Annotated in this window: 15 protein-coding genes; 8 read left to right on the plus strand and 7 right to left on the minus strand. The window is 64.6% G+C overall.

Translation table 11 applies throughout. From position 1 onward, the window contains the following. Positions 1–44 precede the first annotated feature (44 nt). The 6 genes from RF645_RS01410 to RF645_RS01435 all read left to right on the plus strand — a co-directional run bounded on the left by RF645_RS01410 (position 45) and on the right by RF645_RS01435 (position 14902). On the plus strand, positions 45–2270 hold the full coding sequence (locus RF645_RS01410; RefSeq protein WP_368818445.1) for a hypothetical protein: 2226 nt from the start codon (positions 45–47) through the stop codon (positions 2268–2270). A gap of 108 nt (positions 2271–2378) precedes the next feature. Next, positions 2379–6413 (plus strand): type IV secretory system conjugative DNA transfer family protein, encoded by a 4035-nt coding sequence (locus RF645_RS01415; RefSeq protein ID WP_368818446.1) that lies wholly within the window; start codon positions 2379–2381, stop codon positions 6411–6413. A 207-nt stretch (positions 6414–6620) separates the two neighbouring features. Next, the gene (locus tag RF645_RS01420; RefSeq protein ID WP_368818447.1) at positions 6621–12155 is read left to right on the plus strand and encodes a hypothetical protein; all 5535 of its coding nucleotides are present in this window, start codon (positions 6621–6623) and stop codon (positions 12153–12155) included. A 1-nt stretch (position 12156) separates the two neighbouring features. After that, positions 12157–13989: a hypothetical protein gene (locus RF645_RS01425; protein ID WP_368818448.1), complete on the plus strand. Its 1833-nt coding sequence runs from the start codon at positions 12157–12159 to the stop codon at positions 13987–13989. 66 nt (positions 13990–14055) lie between these two features. Continuing rightward, positions 14056–14397 (plus strand): hypothetical protein, encoded by a 342-nt coding sequence (locus RF645_RS01430; protein WP_368818449.1) that lies wholly within the window; start codon positions 14056–14058, stop codon positions 14395–14397. A gap of 100 nt (positions 14398–14497) precedes the next feature. Then, positions 14498–14902: an HU family DNA-binding protein gene (locus RF645_RS01435; RefSeq protein ID WP_368818450.1), complete on the plus strand. Its 405-nt coding sequence runs from the start codon at positions 14498–14500 to the stop codon at positions 14900–14902. Between the two features lie 90 nt (positions 14903–14992). On the opposite strand, the gene RF645_RS01440 is transcribed toward RF645_RS01435, so the two are convergent. From RF645_RS01440 to RF645_RS01460, 5 genes are all read right to left on the minus strand, one after another. Further along, positions 14993–15217, minus strand: coding sequence for a hypothetical protein (locus RF645_RS01440; RefSeq protein WP_368818451.1), 225 nt, complete (start codon positions 15215–15217; stop codon positions 14993–14995). 14 nt (positions 15218–15231) lie between these two features. Beyond that, the gene (locus RF645_RS01445) at positions 15232–15624 is read right to left on the minus strand and encodes a hypothetical protein (RefSeq protein ID WP_368818452.1); all 393 of its coding nucleotides are present in this window, start codon (positions 15622–15624) and stop codon (positions 15232–15234) included. 33 nt (positions 15625–15657) lie between these two features. Further along, the gene (locus RF645_RS01450; RefSeq protein WP_368818454.1) at positions 15658–16188 is read right to left on the minus strand and encodes a hypothetical protein; all 531 of its coding nucleotides are present in this window, start codon (positions 16186–16188) and stop codon (positions 15658–15660) included. 7 nt (positions 16189–16195) lie between these two features. After that, entirely contained in the window at positions 16196–16558 is a 363-nt protein-coding gene (locus tag RF645_RS01455) for a hypothetical protein (protein WP_058871067.1), read from the minus strand. A 136-nt stretch (positions 16559–16694) separates the two neighbouring features. Next, a complete protein-coding gene (locus RF645_RS01460) occupies positions 16695–16898 on the minus strand; it encodes a hypothetical protein (protein WP_058871068.1) in 204 nt (67 codons plus the stop codon). Between the two features lie 136 nt (positions 16899–17034). Between RF645_RS01460 and RF645_RS01465 the strand changes: the two genes are divergently transcribed. Both RF645_RS01465 and RF645_RS01470 read left to right on the plus strand, forming a co-directional pair. Beyond that, positions 17035–18030 carry an FRG domain-containing protein gene (locus RF645_RS01465; protein ID WP_368818455.1) on the plus strand — a complete coding sequence of 332 codons (996 nt, stop codon included), beginning with the start codon at positions 17035–17037 and terminating at the stop codon, positions 18028–18030. Between the two features lie 296 nt (positions 18031–18326). Then, positions 18327–19220, plus strand: a complete 894-nt coding sequence (locus tag RF645_RS01470) for a hypothetical protein (RefSeq protein WP_368818456.1) — start codon at positions 18327–18329, stop codon at positions 19218–19220. Positions 19221–19770: 550 nt separating this feature from the next. Here RF645_RS01470 and RF645_RS01475 read toward each other — a convergent pair. Continuing rightward, positions 19771–19923: a hypothetical protein gene (locus tag RF645_RS01475; RefSeq protein ID WP_368818457.1), complete on the minus strand. Its 153-nt coding sequence runs from the start codon at positions 19921–19923 to the stop codon at positions 19771–19773. A gap of 2 nt (positions 19924–19925) precedes the next feature. Further along, positions 19926–20432 carry a hypothetical protein gene (locus tag RF645_RS01480; protein ID WP_368818458.1) on the minus strand — a complete coding sequence of 169 codons (507 nt, stop codon included), beginning with the start codon at positions 20430–20432 and terminating at the stop codon, positions 19926–19928. Positions 20433–20564: the final 132 nt, after the last annotated feature.

Consider the following 20564-nt stretch of genomic DNA (forward strand, 5'->3'; position numbering starts at 1 on the left):
GGCGAATAGTCCTCATCACGTACTGCGAAGAGAACGGCAGGAACATGGCTTTCAGGCCCCACATGCCCGGTCGTCGTCCCACGGGGGCGAAGAAGAAGCCCAACGATCGACTGCGGTCGGTGGTGGAAGAGACCACGGTCCCTGCCAGCGTCGATCTGCTGAAGGAGAACTCGAACTTCGCTTTCCCCTCGGAGACCACGTGGGCACTGCTGGTGCTCGAGGTCGAGTCGATCGGCGGACTGTCCAAGCGCGACCGCAACGATGAGTCCAAGGGCCAACTCATCGAGCTGATCCGCAACGACCACATCCACGTGATCGCTACGGAGGAGATGATCGAGGCCGAGGTGCTCGGGATCATCCCGGACCACGACACGATGTCGCGTCTGGACGAGTTCTCGATGATGACCTCGGCGGTCTACTCGTGGGGCGTGGCCTGGTACAGCAACGACGACCTGATCATCGAGCAGTCGGATTCCACGACGAGCTTCGAGGAGGTGCGCGACGTCTCCCTGGGCAACATGACCCTGCGCAAGGCCGTGGGCGAGGACCTCTGGAACCACTACAGCGGCGAGGCCTCGGCGCGGGCTGCGGCTGAGTCGGACGAGGGCGCTGATCAGACCGAGACCGAGACGGAGGCCGCGGCCGGCGTCTACGACGAGGACAGCCCGATCTTCGACCAGGACGAGATCCAGGACGACGGTGACGAGGGCCCGGTCTACGGCGAAGACGAGGATGAGCCCGACTTCGAGGATGCGGATCTGCAGGACGATCCCGAGTCGACGCAGGTCATCAGCTCGGTCGGGCTGAACGACGGCGCTGAGGACGAGGGCAAGGATCAGATCGATGTCTCGGACGATGCTGCGGCGGATGAGCCGGAGCAGTCCTCCCCCGGTGTTGCTCTGCCGTCCTCGGACTACAGTCTGGACGACGAGGAGGACGAGGGCGATCTGAATGCGGACGAGGCCCAGGACGAGGAGCCCTGGAACCCGCCGGCGGGCCAGTCCTTCGAGGACGGGCAGTACGAGGTCGAGGCAACCGTGCCGGTGGAGACCTTTGCGGATCAGCGACAGGTTCAGGATGCGATCGCCCGGCGGTTCCTTTCCGGCGACCTGGATCTGGACGTGGATCTCGCCTCGTTCAACGCCACCTTCGGCATCGGAGCTCCGGTCGTGCAGATCGAGGTGCCCACCGGCTCTTCGGAGTGGCTGGCGGATCAGATCTCGCAGCTGACCCGGCAGGCCAACGCGGCGCTCTACCAGCTGCACCAGTCCAATCAGGACCGGATGCGCACGACCTACGTCAACCTGTCCTCGCAGCACGCCCAGAACATCGAGAAGACCGTCTCCTTCGAGAAGCCGGACTCGCCCTACGGCAAGCTCAAGGCCCAGGCCGATGCTCGTCGCGAGGAGGCTCTGGGCGAGAAGGATCGTCGCATCCGTCAGGCGCGCACCGAGGTCCTGGAGCAGTACAACCGGCAGGCCGAGGAGGCCGGCGAGGCCGCACAGCGCACCGCCAAGGCGTCCTACCTCGAGCGTCACCGCTCTCGGATGGAGCGCGAGCAGGCGGATCGGGCCTCGCAGATCGAGACGTCCATCGAGGTCGATCACTCGGCGGACATGGACAAGATCAACGACCTGCGCCGCCGCGGTGCTGCGCTGAAGATGGAGAAGGGCCAGACGGCCATCTTCGAGACGCTGGCCGAGAAGCAGCAGTCGGATCACGAGTCCGAGCAGAAGCTGCTGGCCGAGTGGTCGGACTACATCACCCGGTTCGTTGACGATCACCGCAAGGCGGATCTCACGCGCGCCGAGGCCCTGGCTGAGCACGATCGCCGCACCGATGAGCTCGCCACGGCCCAGCGCGATCACGACTCGATCGTGGCCGCCATGGAGGCCGAGCACGAGCAGCAGCTGCACCGCTCGAAGATCGAGGCCAAGGCGGCCGAGGCTGCGATCCGCACGCAGCTGGAGCGTCTGAACGCCGAATGGCAGCACGAGGTGGATCTCAAGAACGCCAAGCTCGAGACCGCCGAGAAGGAGGCCATCGAGCTGCGCGAGAAGAACGCTTCGATCGAGGAGGAGGTCGAGCAGCGCTTCCGGGCCCGGATCGAGCAGCTGCGCGAGGACCGGGATGCGGCCCAGCGCGGCAACGACCAGATCTCGGACATGCAGCGTCGCTCCAACTCGATGCTGATCGTGCTGATCGTGGTGCTGGGCATCCTGGCCTTCGTGGCCGGCGGCATCTTCTTCTCGACCATCCTCGGCGGCTGAGCGCACGAGGTTCTCTGACACGACGACCGGGTGCATCGCAGGCCGATGGCTCGGTCGTCGTGTCGTCATATCCGCTGATCAACGAAAGAAGTCTCTGCTATGTCGGTGATGAGTCGGCGTCGGTCGAAGGGGCCGAACGCCAGCAACTGGGACAAGATCTCTGCCCGCTCCAGCGGTGAGACCCTGGCCAACCGTGATGTCCACGGTGCGCAGCAGCTGGATCGGCAGGCCCTGCCGAAGCTTCGCTCCAAGAAGGCCGGCTACATCGGAGCCGCCGTGCTCGGTGTGGGAACCGGGATCCTCACCTGGGTTCTCTACTCGGTGCTGATGCTGATCCTGTCGATGGCCGGCAGCGCGCTCGGCGGGCTCGGCTCGGCAGGCTCCGGCTCCGGAGGTGCCGAGCCGAGCGACTACTACGAGCAGTCCGTGACGGTCGGGGCCAACGGCGAGTCGATGGAGTGCTTCACGCCGCTGGCCTCTGATGGTCAGCCGGAGCCGGGAGCGCCGTGTTACGACACGGCTGCCGAGGTGCCCGTGCCGGATTGGTACGCCCAGGCCGAGGCCGCCTCGACGAGCGAGGGTGCTGCTGCTGAGGACGCTGCGTCGCCGGAGCACACGCTGGGGGCTGCGCTGACGACCTTCGGCGGCTTCAAGATCTTCGTGACGCTGGCCGTCGGGGCCGGCGTGGGCCTGAGCGTGGCGGAGATGGTCCGCCGGCGGGTGGACACCTCGAACCTGATGTCGCGCACCGACGACATCAACCAGTATGACAACGACCAGCACATCGCGCTGCCTGAGGAGGTCCAGCGCAGCTACGACTGGTTCCCGGACGTCGGGGCGCACAGCTCCGTGCAGGTCTCCTCGATGCTCAGCCACATGATGCTGGCGAACAAGGGTCTGCCGAAGGTCGCCTTCCCGGAGCGAGCCAAGGAGGACAAGCTTGACGACGAGGGCGACGCCGAGCTCTACGAAGGCGAGATCGTCGTGGACGAGAACGGCGAGGCCATCCGACATGACGTTCCGCTGATCGACGAGAAGTTCGGCAAGGCCCTCTTCGAGGCCTCGGAGGTCTTCGAGAAGTCTCTGCAGCGCTACTTTGACGCGCGTCGGATCCCGTACAACCCCGGCGGCACGAACCGCGAGAAGGGCAAGTACGAGACGGTGGCCGATCTGATCAAGGCCGACTGGACGCTGCCGGATTACGAGCCTCAGCGCCCGGCCGGTGCCTACATCGTCGACACCGCGCCGGTGAACACGATGATGCTGGCCATGACCCGTGCAGGTAAGGGCCAGACCTACATCGAGGCCGTGCTGGACATGTGGTCGCGCGAGACGGCGATGAACAACTTCCTGGCCAACGACCCCAAGGGCGAGCTGCTGGTCAAGTTCTACGAGCGGCTGGTCGTGCGCGGCTTCGAGGTCATCCAGTTCAACCTGATCAACATCATCAAGACGGATATCTACAACCCTCTGGGAATGGCGGCGGAATCGGCTCGCGAGGGTGATTTCACGAAGATGGCGTCTTATGTCGAGAACATCGCCGAGGTGTTCTTTCCGGTGGATGGCGGCGATGATCCGATGTGGGCCAATGCTGCTAATAACGCCTTCAAGAGAGCGGCCTACGGTCTGATCGATTATTACCTCGAGGAGGAGCGCGAGCTGCGCGTCTACGCCGAGGCCACCGGAATGCACCCGGCTACGCTCGAGCAGCGTCTGGACGAGATGTGGGGCAATGTGACGCTCTACAACTGCTACCAGCTCTTCGTGCAGTTGACCTCGCGCAAGCTCAAGAATCCGATGAGCGAGTTCGAGGAGCGGGTCAAGAACGGCGAGTTCGAGGAGGATCCTGAGGGCGAGGAGCTGGCTCGTGAGGCCGTCGAGGCCCGGGCGAAGATCTGGGAGGACAAGCCGGAGCTGGATATGCTCACGCTGTTCTTCAACGCCACGGCCATGCTGCCGAAGTCGTCGATGCGCGACCGGGTGGCCGATACGGACAACGCGCTGCGCGCGATGGCCGGAGCCGAGAAGATGATGGCCTCGGTCTACGGCATCGCTCTGACCGCGATGTCGTTCTTCACGGACCCGACGATCTCGACTCTGACTTCGGGTCGGCCCTCGCAGAACGTCGATCTGGGTGGCTTGTCGTTCCCACGGCGCTTCGGTGTGCGCTTCACTCCGCAGTTCGCCAAGATGCACTCGCTGACCGGTCTGCAGGCGGTGTGGCGGGCTTACAGCGACGACATGTTCACCCAGGATCTGGGCAGCAAGTTCGGTCACACCGACATGGTGAGTCGCGAGGGCTGGGCGCGGTACTACTTCGAGGGCATCTTCGAGACGCCGAGCGCTTGGATCAAGCTCGAGCTGCGCAACCCGCAGTCCGGCTCGCTGGCGCACACGTTCTACTTCCAGTTCACCAAGAGCTTCCAGCTCTCGCTGAACGGGCGGCGCTACGTCACCGAGCCGGTGACGAGCCAGAAGCAGATCAAGAACGGCGTGCTGCGCGAGATGCGCCCGGTGCGCAAGGACGGGGAGATCACCAGCTTCCGGTTCGCGGCCACGACGTACAAGCAGAAGCGCCTGGACATGTCCGAGACCTCGGAGCCGGAGCTGGCCACGGCCTCGGTGCACGCGATCATGCGGACCTCGGTGCGTTACTCCGAGAAGCCCAAGGCGATCTTCCTGATCACTCCGCCGCATCTGACCAAGTACGCGAAGCTCGTGCTGATCCTGCTGAAGCAGCTGGTGGACCTGAACTTCGACAAGGCCTATATGACGAAGTCCTCGCAGAAGCCGCTCTTCAAGACGCGCTTCATGCTCGACGAGCTGGGCAACCTGCAGTCCGAGGGCCACGGCATCGCGAACTTCGAGACGATGCTCTCCATCGGTCTCGGGCAGTCACAGCAGTTCACGGTGATCCTGCAGACCCTGCAGCAGCTGCGCGAGGTCTACGGCGACTCCATCGACAGGATCGCCCAGGGCAACATCTCGAACATCATCTACCTGAAGTCCACGGATGACTCCATGCTCGAGACGCTGGAGAAGCTCTCCGGCAAGACGCACCGTGTCTACCGGGACGGCAAGTCGGTCACCCAGGACATCGAGAAGATCCGCGGCATGGGTCGCACCGAGGGCAAGGTCAGCTACAACTTCAACGTCAAGGAGGAGCCGCTGATCAGCCAGAACGACATGCTTTATCTGGCCCCGCGCAATGCGATCGTCTTCCGTGCCGGCGACGCGCCGATCTGGAACCGCAACGAGACGATCCTGCCGATGTCCTGGCGGATGTTCGAGAACCGGATCAACCACGCCGGTCATGAGGAGTATTCGCTGCAGACGGTGCCCACCATGTCCACGGCGATGGAGTTCGACGTGCGCATGAACCAGCCGGACTTCGTGAAGGCTCTGGACAAGCGCATGAACCAGGCCTCGAAGGCAGATCGGGCAAAGATCCAGTACCAGGAGCTCTACGGGTACAAGGACATCGACATCAAGCGCCTGGACCCGGACGTGTACGCCGACGAGGTGATGAACCTGATCTCGAATCACGTGGCTGTGGAGAACGGTGCGGATCCGAGCTCGGTCTACGAGGTGGACCCGGAGGAGCAGAGCGCGTCCTTCGGCAACTTCTCCGACGACCAGATCGTCGAGGACCAGGAGGTGGCCGAGAAGACGGCGTTCTGGAAGGTCAAGAACGACGAGTACGTCGCGATGCGCTACGCCGAGGGCATGATCAGCCGCGAGATGCTGGTCACCGAGGCCGGGGTCGCGAAGGTGCGCAAGCTCGACGAGCAGATCGCGGAGGCCTACCAGCAGGTGCGCACCGAGATGGAGAAGGACGAGGAGCACTTCAGCGTCAACGGTGCCGGGGATCTGTGCAGCGAGGATGGGCGCGAGGTCTACATCAGGCACAGCACTCGAGCTGATCTGGATGAGCTGCGCGCCGAGGTCACCAACCCGGATTCCCGCGCGTACAGCGAGACCGAGGTCGACTTCGATGATCTCTCGGCCACGGCCCTGCACGAGATCACTGCGGAGTTCTACCTCTACCTGTCCTCGCTGCCCAGCTGGAAGACGCTGGCGCGCGGGGCCTTCGACCGGGCGATGGCTCGGGAGATGCGCTTCGCTACCGAGGATCACGCCTGATGCGCGCCGAGACGATCGTCTGGACTGCCGACGGCTCGCCGGCAACCGGACAAGTTGACACTACGGCGAGATGATTCCGCGTCCGACTCGAAGCTGGTTCTGACTGAAGTCTCACTCGGAACTGCCCTGTGCCTCTCGCCTTGCCTCTCGTGAGACGACTAGAGTGGGAGAACGATCACCCGAGTCTTCTTCACGAGAGGCTGCACCATGTACAACGGCCAGGGCCTGCGCGGCTACTTCTACGAGTACCTCTTCCACGAGGTCATCGAGTCTGCACGGGAGACGACCTCGCACGTCATCCCGATCTCGCAGGCCAAGTCGATCCGACGGGAGGTCGATGCGCAGCTGGCCGCACAGGATCCGAACCTGTCGCTGCAGCACCCGAAGCTGGGCATCCGCGCCTGTCTCTCGGCGATCGACGCCGCGATGGCCGCGCGCCGGCCGGAGTACCAGTCGCGCTTCCAGGAGCACTCGGGCACCGATGAGCAGTACCTGCAGCTGCAGAGCCAGTTCGCCCAGATGGTCGGACAGGCCGAAGCGCCGGCGAGCATGACCCAGACGCTGCCGATCAGCCCGTACGACCCGCGGTGGTCCTCGCGCGCCTCTGTGCGTCGGGCCGGCACCGAGCTGGTGCACCTGCCCGTGCAGAGCGTCGGCGATCGGCAGCCGCAGCTCGAGGAGCTGACCAGTTCCGAGTTCGCCGATCTGGAGCTGTCCGTGCGCGACGTGAACGGCCAGCTCGAGCCGCTGGGTCCGGCGTACACGGACGACGACGCGGCCGGGCTGTCCGTGCTGATGGACAAGATGTCGGCCGCCGAGTACAACGACGTGCGCTCCTGGGTCCTGGCCGGAGCCCGCGACCCGCGCACCGGTCAGGTCGACCGCAACCGCTTCATGTCCACGGCCGCGATCGAGCGCAGCGCTGCCGTGCTGGAGGATCTGAAGTCCCGCGGCATTCCCTACAAGGTGAGCCGGGACCGGCTGCCGGGTCAGATCAAGGCCAAGATCGCCGGCACGGGTCTGGAGGCTCGCCTGACCGACCTCGAGCACGAGGAGATGGCCGGGGCGCGCTTCTACGACAACGGCGTCTCGATCCGGTACTCGACCAACGTCAAGTCCGGCATCGCTCAGATGGCTCACTACGCACCGAGCCCCGAAGAGGCGGTCGCGCTGCTGCGCTTCGCACAGGGCCAGCCCATCCCCCGCCGCGATGGCTCGCAGCTGATGGTCGGGCAGATCGGCTCGACGCACCGTGCCGGCGAGGACGAGGTGCAGGATGCCTACCACGTGGAGCGCTCGACCATGTTCGCGGTCGACGACTATGTGGCCGCCGGCGAGACGGCTGCTCGACCCGGGGCGAAGGTCATGATCCGGCGCGAGGCGGCCAACCGCACGATGACCCGCTTCTTCCACGACGCCGAGGTCGCCGAGCAGTTCGGTCAGGCCGCCGTCGAGTCGGCCCGCGAGAACTTCGTCGCCCAGCTGGATGTGGACGGGCTCATCGAAGCAGCCCGCACGGAGATGGACCGCGCCGAGGCCGAGGGTGACGAGGTGCACGCTCCCGAGTTCTCGGCCGATCCGGAGATCGCCGGCATCGAGCGCGCCTACTGGGATGTGCTCACCGGAGCGCGCACCGAGCTGCTGCGCCCGGGCGCGACCGAGGCGATGTACCGCGAACGTCTCGAGGAGATCGGCGAGATGCAGGCCGACGAGGAGCCGGACCTGGCGAACCTGGCCTACGTCGGCACCGCCGAGCAGAAGGTCCGGGATCACGCCGACGACGTGGCCTTCGAGATCATCGGGACCTGGGAGCCGATGGCCCACGACGTGGACGGCGAACTGGTGGATCAGCGCTTCGACGCCGGACGGGTCGCCAAGTACATGACCAGCGAGGATTCCCGCGGCCAGTGGACGAACCTGGACAACCTGGCTGCGGCGGCGCGCGAGGCCGGCGTGCCGGCCTCGGAGATCATGGGCGAGGGCTTCCAGGCCGCGCGCTTCCAGGATCGGCTCGTGCGCTTCAACCCCGAGCAGGCCGTGGACATGGAGCGCCACGACTCGGTGTTCATGCGCTCGATGGCCCAGACCGTGCGCGAGTCGCTGCAGACCAACGCCATGTCGGTGGAGTCCATCCAGATTGATGACCAGGGCGTCATCTCCTGGCAGGCCCAGCGCGTGGGCCGGCGCGGGGCGCAGGTGCCGGTCTCCGGTCAGATCGGGCAGATCTTCGATGTCGGGGACCACGGTGAGATCGTCACCCAGTTCGCCTCCGGGGAGAACGCTCTGGTCGTGCCGGGCTACCAGGCTCGGATCATGGCCCAGGACCCGGACGCCGCTCCGGCCTCGGTCGAGGAGCGCACCCTGCTGCGCGGCTACGAGCAGCTGATGCGCGAGCGGATCCAGTACCAGATCAGCTCGGACGCGACCACGGCTCGCTCGCGCGTTGGAGAGCCGGCCTCGCTGAACGGGGTCTACAGCCAGCTCTACGGCACCAAGCACCCGGTCGATTTCATCGAGCGCAGCATGGAGCTCGACGAGCAGGGCAACCAGCGCCTGAACCCGTGGACGGAGGCCATCCTCCAGACCGAGTCCCGCCGGATCCGCTACTCGAACGAGATCAAGACCGGTTCGACGGTCTACGCCGAGTACAAGGCCCGGCACGAGACGCTGGACCCGGCAGATGACAACACCTACGACGCCTGGCGGGTGACCGGCGGGCGCAACATGGTCATGCTCACCGGCAAGGACAGCCGCGGCGTGGAGGCTCCGGGTGGCTACTTCGATCCGGTGATGACCGGCGGTGCGACGAATCAGGGCATCGTGCGCTATCTGACCGCGGATGCGCAGGTCGAGGCGCAGGGCCGGATCGTCCCGGGCGACCCCGAGACGCTGACCGGTGCGCGAGCCCCGCTGATGACTCTGCCGGAGACGGCGGCGATGTCCTACGACCCGTTCGACCGCCAGCAGATGACGGCCTCGACGATCATGCAGTCCTCGACCATCACGCAGCCCACCGGCACGGCCCTGATGACCTTCGGCGGCTGGACGGCCGATGACCCGATCGTGATCTCGGACCGCTTCGCGACGACTCATCAGATCCGCGGGGCCAACGGCCAGATGCGCAACCTGGTCGTGGGAGACAAGTTGTCCGATCTGCACGGCAACAAGGGCGTCGTCTCGTTGATCGTGGATCGGAACATGGACGCAGAGACCGCGCGGGAGCAGCAGCTCGAGCAGGAGGTCGCCTGGTTCAAGGCGAACCCTGAGATGGACGTGGTGATGAGTCCGTTCTCGCTGATCTCCCGCCGCAACGCCGGAGCCGGCCGCGAGCTGATGAGCAGCGACGTCGCGGACCTGAAGGCACCGGAGGGCAGCCCGGCCCAGCCGGTGTCCGGCGGCATCGGTCAGATGCGCTTCGTGGTCACGCACATGGCCGTGGACGAGAAGACCAAGATCTACGACGACGAGCAGATCGCAGCCGGTCGCGGTCGCAAGGCCTCCTCGCAGCTGGGCTGGGCGATCCAGTCCCAGGACTGCCCGGCGATCATGCGCGAGTTCTACGGCCACAACTCCGGGGCCGAGTCGAACCTGCGCGAGTATCTGCTGGTCAACGGCCTGGACATGGATGCCGACGGTGCACTGCGCGTCGTGGGCCGGGACAAGCCTTCGGGCGAGGTCCCGGCGCGCCGACTGATCGCCAAGCCGGAGCTGAAGCTGACCAAGCCGCGCAAGAAGGATCCGATGCCGGGGCTGAACACGCGCAGCATGCAGAAGGACTTCGCGGATCTGATCGGCACTCGCGGCGGCGATCTTGAGATGCCGTTCCCGCTGCGGTATCCGACCGGCGAACTCACCGAGCAGGCCACGGCCACGTCGTGGAAGCTGCCGGTGCTGTCCTCGCATCTGCGCTCGGGCCAGGAGTTCGACGACGGGACTACCACGACGCACGACTACACGCGCACCTACGAGTCGATCTTCATGGACGCCTGCCAGTACCGTCACGCGGCCGCGGCCATGAGCCAGACCCAGGACCCGCAGGCCCGTGCCGAGTACAAGGCCAAGCTGGACGAGTCCGTGGCTCGAGCTCAGCGCAGCTTTGACTCGATGACCGATGAGATCCAGCGCCGGAATCTCGAGGGCAAGAACAACATCTTCAAGACCGGGATCATGTCCTCGCGGCTTTCCGACTCGGCCACGATGGTCTGGACCGCGGATCCGCGCCTGGACATCGATCAGGTGGCCCTGTCCTCGGTGAAGGCCGAGCAGCTGGGTCTGCACGAGGACGACTACGCGCTGATCTGGCGAGACCCGGTGTTGCGCGATGCCGGCGTGCGCTACATGCGCGTGGCGATCGATGACCGGCTCACCGGTGCTGCGATCAACCCGGTCATGGATGCTTGCTTCGACGGCGACTTCGACGGCGACTCGGTGGCCGTGGTGAAGCTGCACAGCGAAGCCGCCAAGGCCGAGGCCATGGAGAAGCTCACGGTCGAGGCGAACCTGCTGGACACCCGCGTGCGTTCCGAGCGCGGCACGCACCCGTTTGCGATGCAGGTCTCTCTGGACACGAAGGTCGGGCTGTCCAAGTCCGCGAAGCTGCGCGAAGAGCTGGACATGCTCTCCGGGGAGGCGAACCTCAACGCTGTCGAGGCTCTCTACGGCGACCCGGAGCTGCGCGAGTCGATCAAGCGGCGCAACCGCGCCAGCAACGAGGCCCTGGTGCCGAAGCTGTCGGGCTTCTACTTCGACGCCCAGCGCGACGAGTTCGGCTCGGCGCTCTCGTTTGCCGATGAGCAGCAGCACCTGCGCTCCATCGATGAGGTCTGCGTGCAGACCGGGGCCAAGGGCAGCCCGAAGAAGCTTGAGGAGTACACCCGCTACTTCGGCGACGAGAACGGCCCGGGCATCACTCAGGAGGATCAGGAGGCCTCCATGTTCGCCACGGCCATCAAGTCCCACGACACCGGCCTGGCCGGGACGTACTCGCAGCGCGCGGTGCGAGCACTGCGCGACAAGGACCTGAAGCCGGCGCTGGAGGTGACCTCCGTGACCACCCAGTCCGTGCTGCAGTCCAAGCACAACGCCTCGGAGGCCCGGCACAAGGACGAGGTGCTGCGCACGGCCGGTCGTGAGCTGTGGCGCGGCCGGGTCATGGAGCGCGTGGGCGCAGGCCAGTGGAAGGCCCAGTTCGAGAAGGGTCAGCCGGTCCAGGCCACCCGCGAGCAGTGGGTCGCGCAGTTCAACGACTTCTACACGTCGCCGGACGGCTTCAACGTGGAGGTCAACCCGGAGTACGTCGAGCGGGTGGCGCGTCAGCTCGAGGATCCGAAGACCGGTCTGATCCGCAACCTCGAGGATGATCCGGCGCTGGCCGGTTCTCTGCTGGATCAGATGGCCTACGGCGGCGACTTCAAGATGCTGATGGAGGCCGCGGCCAAGCGCGAGTCGATCTACGACAGCAAGTGCGCCTCCCAGTTCGCGCCGAACGCCAGCTACTCGGCTGTGCGCGTTCGTGAGGCTCAGATGGCGGCTCTGGGTGATCCGCTGGCTGACATCCAGCTGGCGTCTTCGCAGAGCTATGCCGGCGTGATCAAGGCCGACGTGATGGCCGAGACCGAGGCCGGTGCGAAGACCCGCGGGTCCTCGCGACGATCGGCGCACGCGGTGGCCGCCGGCCATCGCACGACCCCGGTGATGACCCCTGCTGCGCCTGCGGCAGACGACTACGAGATGGAGATCTGAGATGGCTGAGCAGAAGAACCCCGGAACCGGCTCCAGCGAGGTCGAGGTGCGCCCGCTGCGCAAGCTGCCGGTGCGTGCACAGACCCCGGCGACTGGTCGATCGCAGGATCAGGGCCAGGACCGGGCCCAGCAGGACACGATCATCGACGGAGAGATCGTCGAGGAGCTGGAGGGCCGCCCGGCGAAGCCCCGAGCTCGAGAGACTGCAGCGGGTCCGCACGCCAGTCCCAAGAGCTTCGCAGCCTGGCGCGACCGGATCATCAAGACGATCCGCGAGAAGTTCACGGACTCCTGGGCCGAGGCCGCTCGGATCAAGGAGGCCGCGATGGCTGCCGATCACGAGACCGCGGTGCGGATGATGGCCGAATACGACCCGGACTGGGCGGCTCGTCAGCAGCGCAGTGCCCAGAACGGGGCATCGAGTCAGCAGGACGTCCCGGAGGCGGATCGCGATTCTCGTTCGGACCGGGCGTGGCTCAAGGACATGCGCTCGGGCCTGCGCGATGCGGATGCCCAGTTCATGAAGTCGCTGCGCGACTCCAACATCGTGGTGCCCGGCTACGGCAAGGACCAGCAGGTGCGTGAGTTCAACGTGATGCGCAAGGTCCACACGCGCATGATGATGCAGATGTGCATGACGCCGCTGCAGCGTGGCGTCTCGGTGAGCTCGGTGGTGCAGTCGGCTACGACTATGACGGCGCTGATGGTGCTGTCTCCGGACCTGCGTGCTGAGGTCGGCGAGAAGGCCGGCGAGGTGCGTGACTACGTGCGAGATCGAGCCGACGCCCGGACCCGCAAGCTCGCGGACAAGGCCCGGCATCATGCCGCTGAGGGGCTTCCGAACAGGTACGGCCAGTTCAGCAGCGACTACCGGGATCACGTCTCGCGCCGGCAGCTCAAGCGCATCGATGCTCTGGAGCGACGCGATCGCGGCAACCGGGACATGTTCACCCCGGACACCGCGGCGATGACCGAGGTCGGGCTCATGGACAGCGCCTACTGGCGGATGCGCGAGCCGGACGCGAATGTCGACGAGGTGCTCACCAGCTACCGGTCGATGCGCGATCTGCTGCACCAGCAGATGGCCGATGACGGTCTGGATCAGGCGGATGTGATGACTCGAGCTCGCATCATCATCGGCCAGCGCATGGAGACTGAGCCCGAGGTGCGCACGATGTTCAACGGCATGGCCCACGGCCGCGTGCAGAAGTCGGCTCCGCGCACGATCCGGCTGCCGAACTCGCAGGAGACGGTCCAGGCCTGGACCGGCGAGTTCGAGGACCACCTGGGTCAGCCGCTGCCCGACGACGGGATCTTCGTGCTGCGCAAGCCCCAGGAGGTCGATGAGCACCAGGTACGGCTGGCTCGGACCATGACGCGCTCGATCACGGACTCGCTGACCCGCGGCGACGCTGAGGCCTTGCAGATGGATCTCTACTGCTACCCGGTCGTCTTCGCCGCTCAGCAGAAGGGCCTGTCCGTGGAGGACCTGCCCGAGGCCATGCAGCACCGGGCCGCGCAGACCCAGACCATGATCGCCACGATGGGCATCGACGGTCTGAGTGCAGAGCAGCAGCGCGAGGCCTTTTCGAACGCCTACGTCGATGCCATCAACGAGGTCATGGAGGACGTGCCGGACTTCCAGCAGCGCGTCGAGGCGACGCTGGGTCACAGCTGGGACCAGACGCTGGAGCGGATGCAGCACGCGAGTGCGGATCCGGAGACCTTCGTGGATTCGATGCGTCAGGCGCATCAGAAGCGTCGCCGGCAGGCCCATGAGCAGGCTCAGTGGCATGCGGAGCCGACTCCGGATCCTCAGCCGCAGAGCGCCTGAGGGCCTCTCCCCCACCAGAACCGGCTGCTGCGACGACGGCAGCCATGACGAAGGAGCGCAGTGATCATGAGTTCGAACTACGACACGCGGATGGCGACGATGTTCGGCTACAAGGCCCAGCGAGAGCAGGAGAAGTGGGCGAAGCGTCGCAAGGCCCGTGAGGAGCGCATCAACCCGCTGAAGGCGATGATGCTCTCGGCGAGCGAGTCGATGATGCAGTTCTCCTCGCGCAACATCGACGCCCAGCTCAATGCGGCGCATCGGGTGACTGCTCAGCAGCAGTTCGACGAGACGCACACCCGCAATGTCTCGGCCCGTCGCTCGAGTTCCGGGCGCACGATCTCCGAGACGGTCTCGTACTCGCCGAAGGATGATCGGAAGGTGCTGGACGACGATCTCGAGTTCTGAGTCGAGAAAGCAGATACAGCCGCTCGTGAGTTCTCTCTGCGAGAAGAGGCCCAGGTAGACTCGTATACATGGCTGAACGACGCCGAGAGACGAGGAAGAGATGACCATCATGGATCTGAACGAGCAGCCGAGAGTGAGCAAGCGAGATTTCATCTCTCGCGTTGCTGCGCGAACGGAGCTGCCGATTCGTCTCGTGTCCACGGTGTACGAGGGCCTGCTCGACGAGCTGCGGGATCTTGTGCGGGCTCGCTCCACTGTCGTGCTGACCGGCTTCGGGCGCTTCTACCTGCAGGAGCACAAGGGCCACAAGGTCCGCTTCGGCAAGTCGGCAGTCAACGACTACTCGGTGCTGAAGTTCTCGGCGTCGCGCAGCATGAACCGGGAGCTGGATCAGGAACGCGGGGACGAGGACCTGGACAGCCCGGATGAGGCCGCCGATCAGGACGAGAACGCCGAGGAGACCGACTCGGCGGATGAGGACAGCCAGCTGCTGCCCACGGGCTGAGCGGGAGCCTCGAGAAAGAAGAAGCCCCGGCCCTGACGCGATGTGCGTCAGGGCCGGGGCTTCGTTGTGAGCTGGTGCAGATCGGCCGGCTCAGAGATCCGTGATCACGAGAACGACGGCCAAGACCATGACGCCTCCGATGAGAGCTCCGATCAGTGCCTTCAGGACGCCGTTGGTGGCCAGCGGCTCGTTGAAGATCGCGACGACCGTCTCCCAGATCGTCGGGATGAGCCCGGAGTACCAGGCGAACAGGGCCAGTCCCACGAGCAGTGCGACCAGCACCAGCACGAGGACGATCCGGATCGTTCCGGACAATGCGCGCATGCTGATCAGCCCCTGCGCTCGAACAGGAACGAGTACGTGCCCATGTACGGCAGGATCATCAGGGCCAGCGCGCCGAAGACACGCGAGGGATCAGCCCTGACCCAGGCCAGCCACTGCTGAGCAGGACCGATCATGGCCAGCAGCGGGTCGGCCAGGTGCGTGTGGAAGAGCACGTAGTAGATCGAGAAGAAGATCCCGATCATCAGCGCCACGGCGATGAGCCGTCGCACGATCAGCGATCGGCTGCGTGCACCACGGCGCTGCCGGCGCTGTGCGGCCATCTGAGCACGTCGCTGGGCTCGAGGCGAGATCGGTGTCGGCTGTGCGGCCGCCGCGTCCTGCTGGGGCTGGTACTGCGGCTCGATGAGGTCGTAGGGCTCGGTGTAATGCTGTGACATCAGGTCAGGTCTCCTCGGGTGTCGAACCGCAGCTCACAGCGTCGGCTCATCGTGGTCATGGTCAGGGGCAGGGGTCGCCGGCAGCGCCGGCCGAGTGGGAGCACTCAGACCGCGGTCAGCAGTCGGCTCCGGCAGAGCATGCAGCTGCTCGAGCGTCAGGCCCACAGGACGACCCAGGCGCGCGCCGGCGGTCTGGTAGACGCGACCGGCCTCCCGCTCCCCCACAGCCAGCACCTCGCGGCGCGGACGGCCGCCGGGATGATCCGGAGCTACGTCGCGGAAGACGATGCGATGGCTGGGCTTCTGGTCCTGGTTCGCGCCGACGTAGAGGGTCCGGCAGTCGGAGAGATCCGGGTAGGAGGACATCGGCTCCAGCGGCTTCGTGCCGGGGTGCCCGGTCTGCAGCTCCTGCAGAGCGTTGATGCTCACGCGCACCAGGTTGGCGGCATGAGGATCGTCGGGGTTGCGCACAGCGCGGTCGTGCAGCTTCCGAATGTCGTCCTTGACCTGCGGGGAGATCTCGAAGTCCAAGCCGGGCGGGCTCTTGTAGCCGTCGGAGCTCATGGGTCGCTCAGTCCTTCGCAGCCGGCGGGTCGGTGATCTCAGGGCCGAGCTGCTCGAGCAGCTGATCCATGCTCAGCGCCTGCGTCTCGCCAGTGCTGAGCTGATCGCCGCGCACGGAGATCTCACCCTGGAACTGGTCCTCGAGGGCCTGGTCGTAGCGCACCAGGCGCAGGTAGTCGTCGAAGGGGACCAGGGCGGCAACGGGCTTCTCGTCCTCCAGGCGCAGGATCAGCGGGGAGGTGCGGCCGCGCTTGAACGTTTCGAGGACGTTGCGGAACAGGCGCAGGGTCATCTTGGACAGCGGCACCGTGGCGAAGCGCAGGGACGGCTGCTTCGCAGACGAGTCGGAGTTCTTGTCGGAGTGGTTCATGAGTCCATTCTAGAGAGATAGTCGGAAGGCTGTCAGTGTCGAGCTCGACTGTTTCTGGCACAGATCTGAGCAGGAAGAGATCAGGCCCGCAGGTCGCGTCATGCGACCTGCGGGCCTGATCGGTGGGTGAGCCTGCTCAGCCGGCAGTCGGCTCAGCGGGGGCGTGCGCCTGGTAGTAGGTCGACAGGGGCTGGATCTGCAGGCCGTGGCCGTCGCAGAGCAGGTAGGTGTCGCTGGTGTGCTCCAGGGGCTGAAGGTCCACGACCGTGCCAGCGGGCACCTGGGCCTCGTCGTGGAAGTGACCGTAGAAGGTGCGGCACGCTGTGGAGTTCCGCGTCAACAATTAGACGGGTATCGAACCGCCGGCCTATTCCCAAACACCTTGAGGGGAACTCCAGCGACGCAGGAGGAGTTGTGTTAGCATTCGCTTGAGGGAGGCCCTGAAAACCAGGAGGGTTTCAACGCGAGGAGTGCTAATGAGTGTGGCGGAAGAATTTTTCGGAGAGCGCGAGTTGGTTATCGATGCAACAAGCGGGACAGAGTACCTGTCATCACTGAGCGAACTGTTCGCCGCGACCCCGACGCTCGACCAAGGCGGCCTCACCCCCGCACCCTTCGAGGAAGGTGAAGCTCGGTACTTTTTTCGGGGCCAGACAGATAGTCGTCATGGGTTGAACTCGTCACTATTTAGAACTCTCGATCCAGATGATCTTAATGGCGCGAGACCGTGTGCCATTGAGGAACTCATGCGTTCTGCTGAGACGCGCGTGCTTCAAGAGGCGCGCAAGCAGGGCCTTGGTCGAAATCTGACATCACTGGAGTTGCTTACAGTGCTGCAACACCATCTCATTCCAACACGCCTGATCGATGTTTCTGCATCTTGGAAGGTGGCACTCTACTTCGCGAGCGAAGCAAAAGACACGGTCGACGGCCGGCTGTTTGTGATTGCTGCGATGCCGTCACTGTGGAGCAAGTTCACAAAGTCATTAGGTGAAGACGTCGATTGGCCGAGCCCTCCAAGACATCCGTGGCAGCAGACCACTTGGCCGCTTTTACTGCCGTTCACCGATCCGCGCATGATCTCGCAGCAAGGCTATTTCCTTGCAGGCGGTCTCACCACCAATAAGGGTGGACATCATCAGTACTGGATCGACACTGCAAAACACCCTCCGAACGGGGCCGCCAAAAAGGCTGCGCTGACGCAGAAAGAACTACGCCAAGTGTCGACAATGATGATCAAGTTCCCCGCGAATGTAAGACATGTGCGGAGACTGGAGAATAAACTGAAGGGCCGCTGGACGGCAACTGGACTGACTGTTCGTATCCCGGGGGAACTTAAGCCACAAATTCGGGAGTCCCTGAAGAGTGATGACGGTATTTCCGCGGATTCAATCTATCCTCCAATCGACGAGAGTCTGCGCCTGCTGAAGCACGCGGCGAACTGCCCGGATCGCTCCAGAGATAAACTGTGAGCGCGTTGCCCATCCGTGACAGTGACGTCACTCGGCTACGGAACGTGGTGGAATTTAGGTTCGCGCTCTAACGTCTGCCGACAGCCGAGACCGACCCGACCAGCGCCTATCCCGGCGCTTGCCGAAGCGTTGAAGATCATGCCCTATCTGGTGCGCGACCTGCTGGGCGATGCCGACGAGCGCCCAGTGCTCCGCCTCGTCGGCAGTGACTGACCCTCTGGTCTTGCCGGATGGGGGCTGACTTGCCCAGGCCCGGCTTTGCCTCTCATCACCAATCTAACGAAGGACCTTCATCGATGGCCTATCCCACCCTTGCGCTCCACCTGCTCATCTCGGCACCGGGAGACGTGCCCGTCCAGGACATGGCGACCATCCGCAAGACGATCAGCCAGTGGAACCTCAACCTCGGCCGCGTCGTCGGCCTCACCGTGTTGCCCGTGTCCTGGACCGAGCACGCGGTCGCCGAGTTCGGGGACCGCCCTCAGGCCATCCTCAACGACCAGATCGTTGAGGAGGCGGACTTCGCTGTCGCTCTCTTCTACGACCGCCTGGGCACTCCGACCGGTGAGGCAGATTCGGGTACGGCCGAAGAGATCAAGGTCCTCGTCGAGGCTGGCAAGTCGGTGGCGGTACTGGTGAATGCGTCCGCCAGACCGCCTCTCGGTGGTTCAGCCCTTGAAGAGCGGAAGCGCCTGACCGAGTACCTGACTGACCTGCGTAAGACCGCCCTCGTCTTCGACTATGCCAACGAGGGCGACCTCATTAGCCACCTCAACAACTTCCTGAGCAGGGCTACTGCGCAGTTCCAACAGTCCGTCGAAGCCTCTAAGGATGAGGAACCGGCAGGGCCGGACCCCTCGGAAGGCGTGTGGCCGCGAGCCGAGGTTCGCGAGAGCGTGAAGACGGACAACAAGGGTCGGCTGAAGACCCAGCGGCACTGGTCGCTCGTGCTTCACAACACCTCGCGGGGACCGGCGTCCGACGTGGACTTCCAGTTCCTGGACCTTCCGGAGAATGCGATGTTCCACGTGCGTCGCGAGGAGGGTCCGCTCGGAACCATCCCGCCAGGTCAGGAAGCACGGTTCCCCCTGCTGCTCGCCATGGGGTCGCCAGACGCAGTCGATTGCGTGGTCACGTGGACCGACGCCTCGGGAAACGCCAGGGAGACGAGGGCAACAGTCCGAACCTGACGTTCATAACCGTGGCGACGTGGTGAAGTTCCGTAGTGGACTAACCTCTGGTGGGAAGACTGGTGGGAAGACTGGTGGGAAGAAGTGAATCTTGAAGCCTGGGCCTATGTAGCTTCGATCTTCGGGGCCGTTGGCACGTTTGTAGTAGCAGTAGTGGCGCTATTGGTTTCGGTGGTCGCACTCCGAACGCAACGCGAAGCACTCCCAGTCTCGGCAGACTTTGGGCTCGGGAAGAATATCAAGGTCGACGAGAACGGAGTGCGCTGGATTTGGTGCTGGATGAGAAACACCGGCACTCGTTCGTTCGTGCATGATGTGAGCCCGCATGAATGGCTGCCGGACGATCTGCCTGACAAGGCGAAGCCCAACCTCGCCAGGGTGGGAATGCCTGAGTCCCTCCCGCTGTGTTTCCAGCGACTAAGCAAGCGATCGGTGAAACGTACGCCTGGTGTGTTCAACCCCACGTATCTCCGCACTGAGTCGTATTCGATGTTTTGGGTTTCCTGTCCGCCTGGGGTGCAGCAGGTCAAATTTACTGCGGCGATGAGTGTTAGTCGGCGAGATCCGGCGCGCTTCGTCGACAGCAAGTGGTTTGAGCTACCAGAATGATGTCAGAGAACACGGTGAGTGCGCATTTGGTGTCGTCGCCGTTGGCCACGACCAGCGCGCAGCACTCGCACAGGTTCAGCTGGATCTTCTCCATCTTCAGACCTCCTTGTCCTGGTCGTAGAAGAAGCGACACGCCGCGGCGGCAGTCAGGCTCTCCTCGAAGGACTCGGTATGCGCAACGCCGAGACGGCGGTCGATGTCGTTGCGCGAGAGGCTGCGGTCGTCGAGGAACTCGATCACCTCCTCGACCGTGAAGACGGCGGTGCCGTCAGCGACGCAGGTGCCGATCCAGAGGCCGAGCTTGCTGGTGAATCGATACACCTGGCCGAGACGCTCACTCGTGGGATCGGATCGGACCTCCCAGGCGGTATCGGGGGCATTCGCCTGCAGAAGGCTCGCGATCTCCTCGGCGGAGTTCGGAGAGGCCGCGGAATTGATGTAGAGCTCGTTGCGGTAGAGATGATCGTCCTGGGGGACATTTCCCGGGACGGTGGCTCGGATATCGAGGACGAGATCGTAGTCGTCGATGATCTTCAGGATCTCAGAGACCTGATCCTCTGGACACAGGACGATCTTGATCTGAAGCGGTGTGGGGTCACTCATGGATTGTTCTCCTGGAATAGATGACGCATGGGAAACAGCTGCATGAATCGTCCGGTGAATCAGGGCATGGGCTGTTCGTCATCGGGGTCCATGCCGTCGAAGAGCCCGGGAATGACGAGCAGGAGGATCACC

Source organism: Kocuria sp. CPCC 205260 (genome assembly GCF_040981045.1).
In the GTDB taxonomy this organism is placed as follows: domain Bacteria; phylum Actinomycetota; class Actinomycetes; order Actinomycetales; family Micrococcaceae; genus Kocuria; species Kocuria palustris.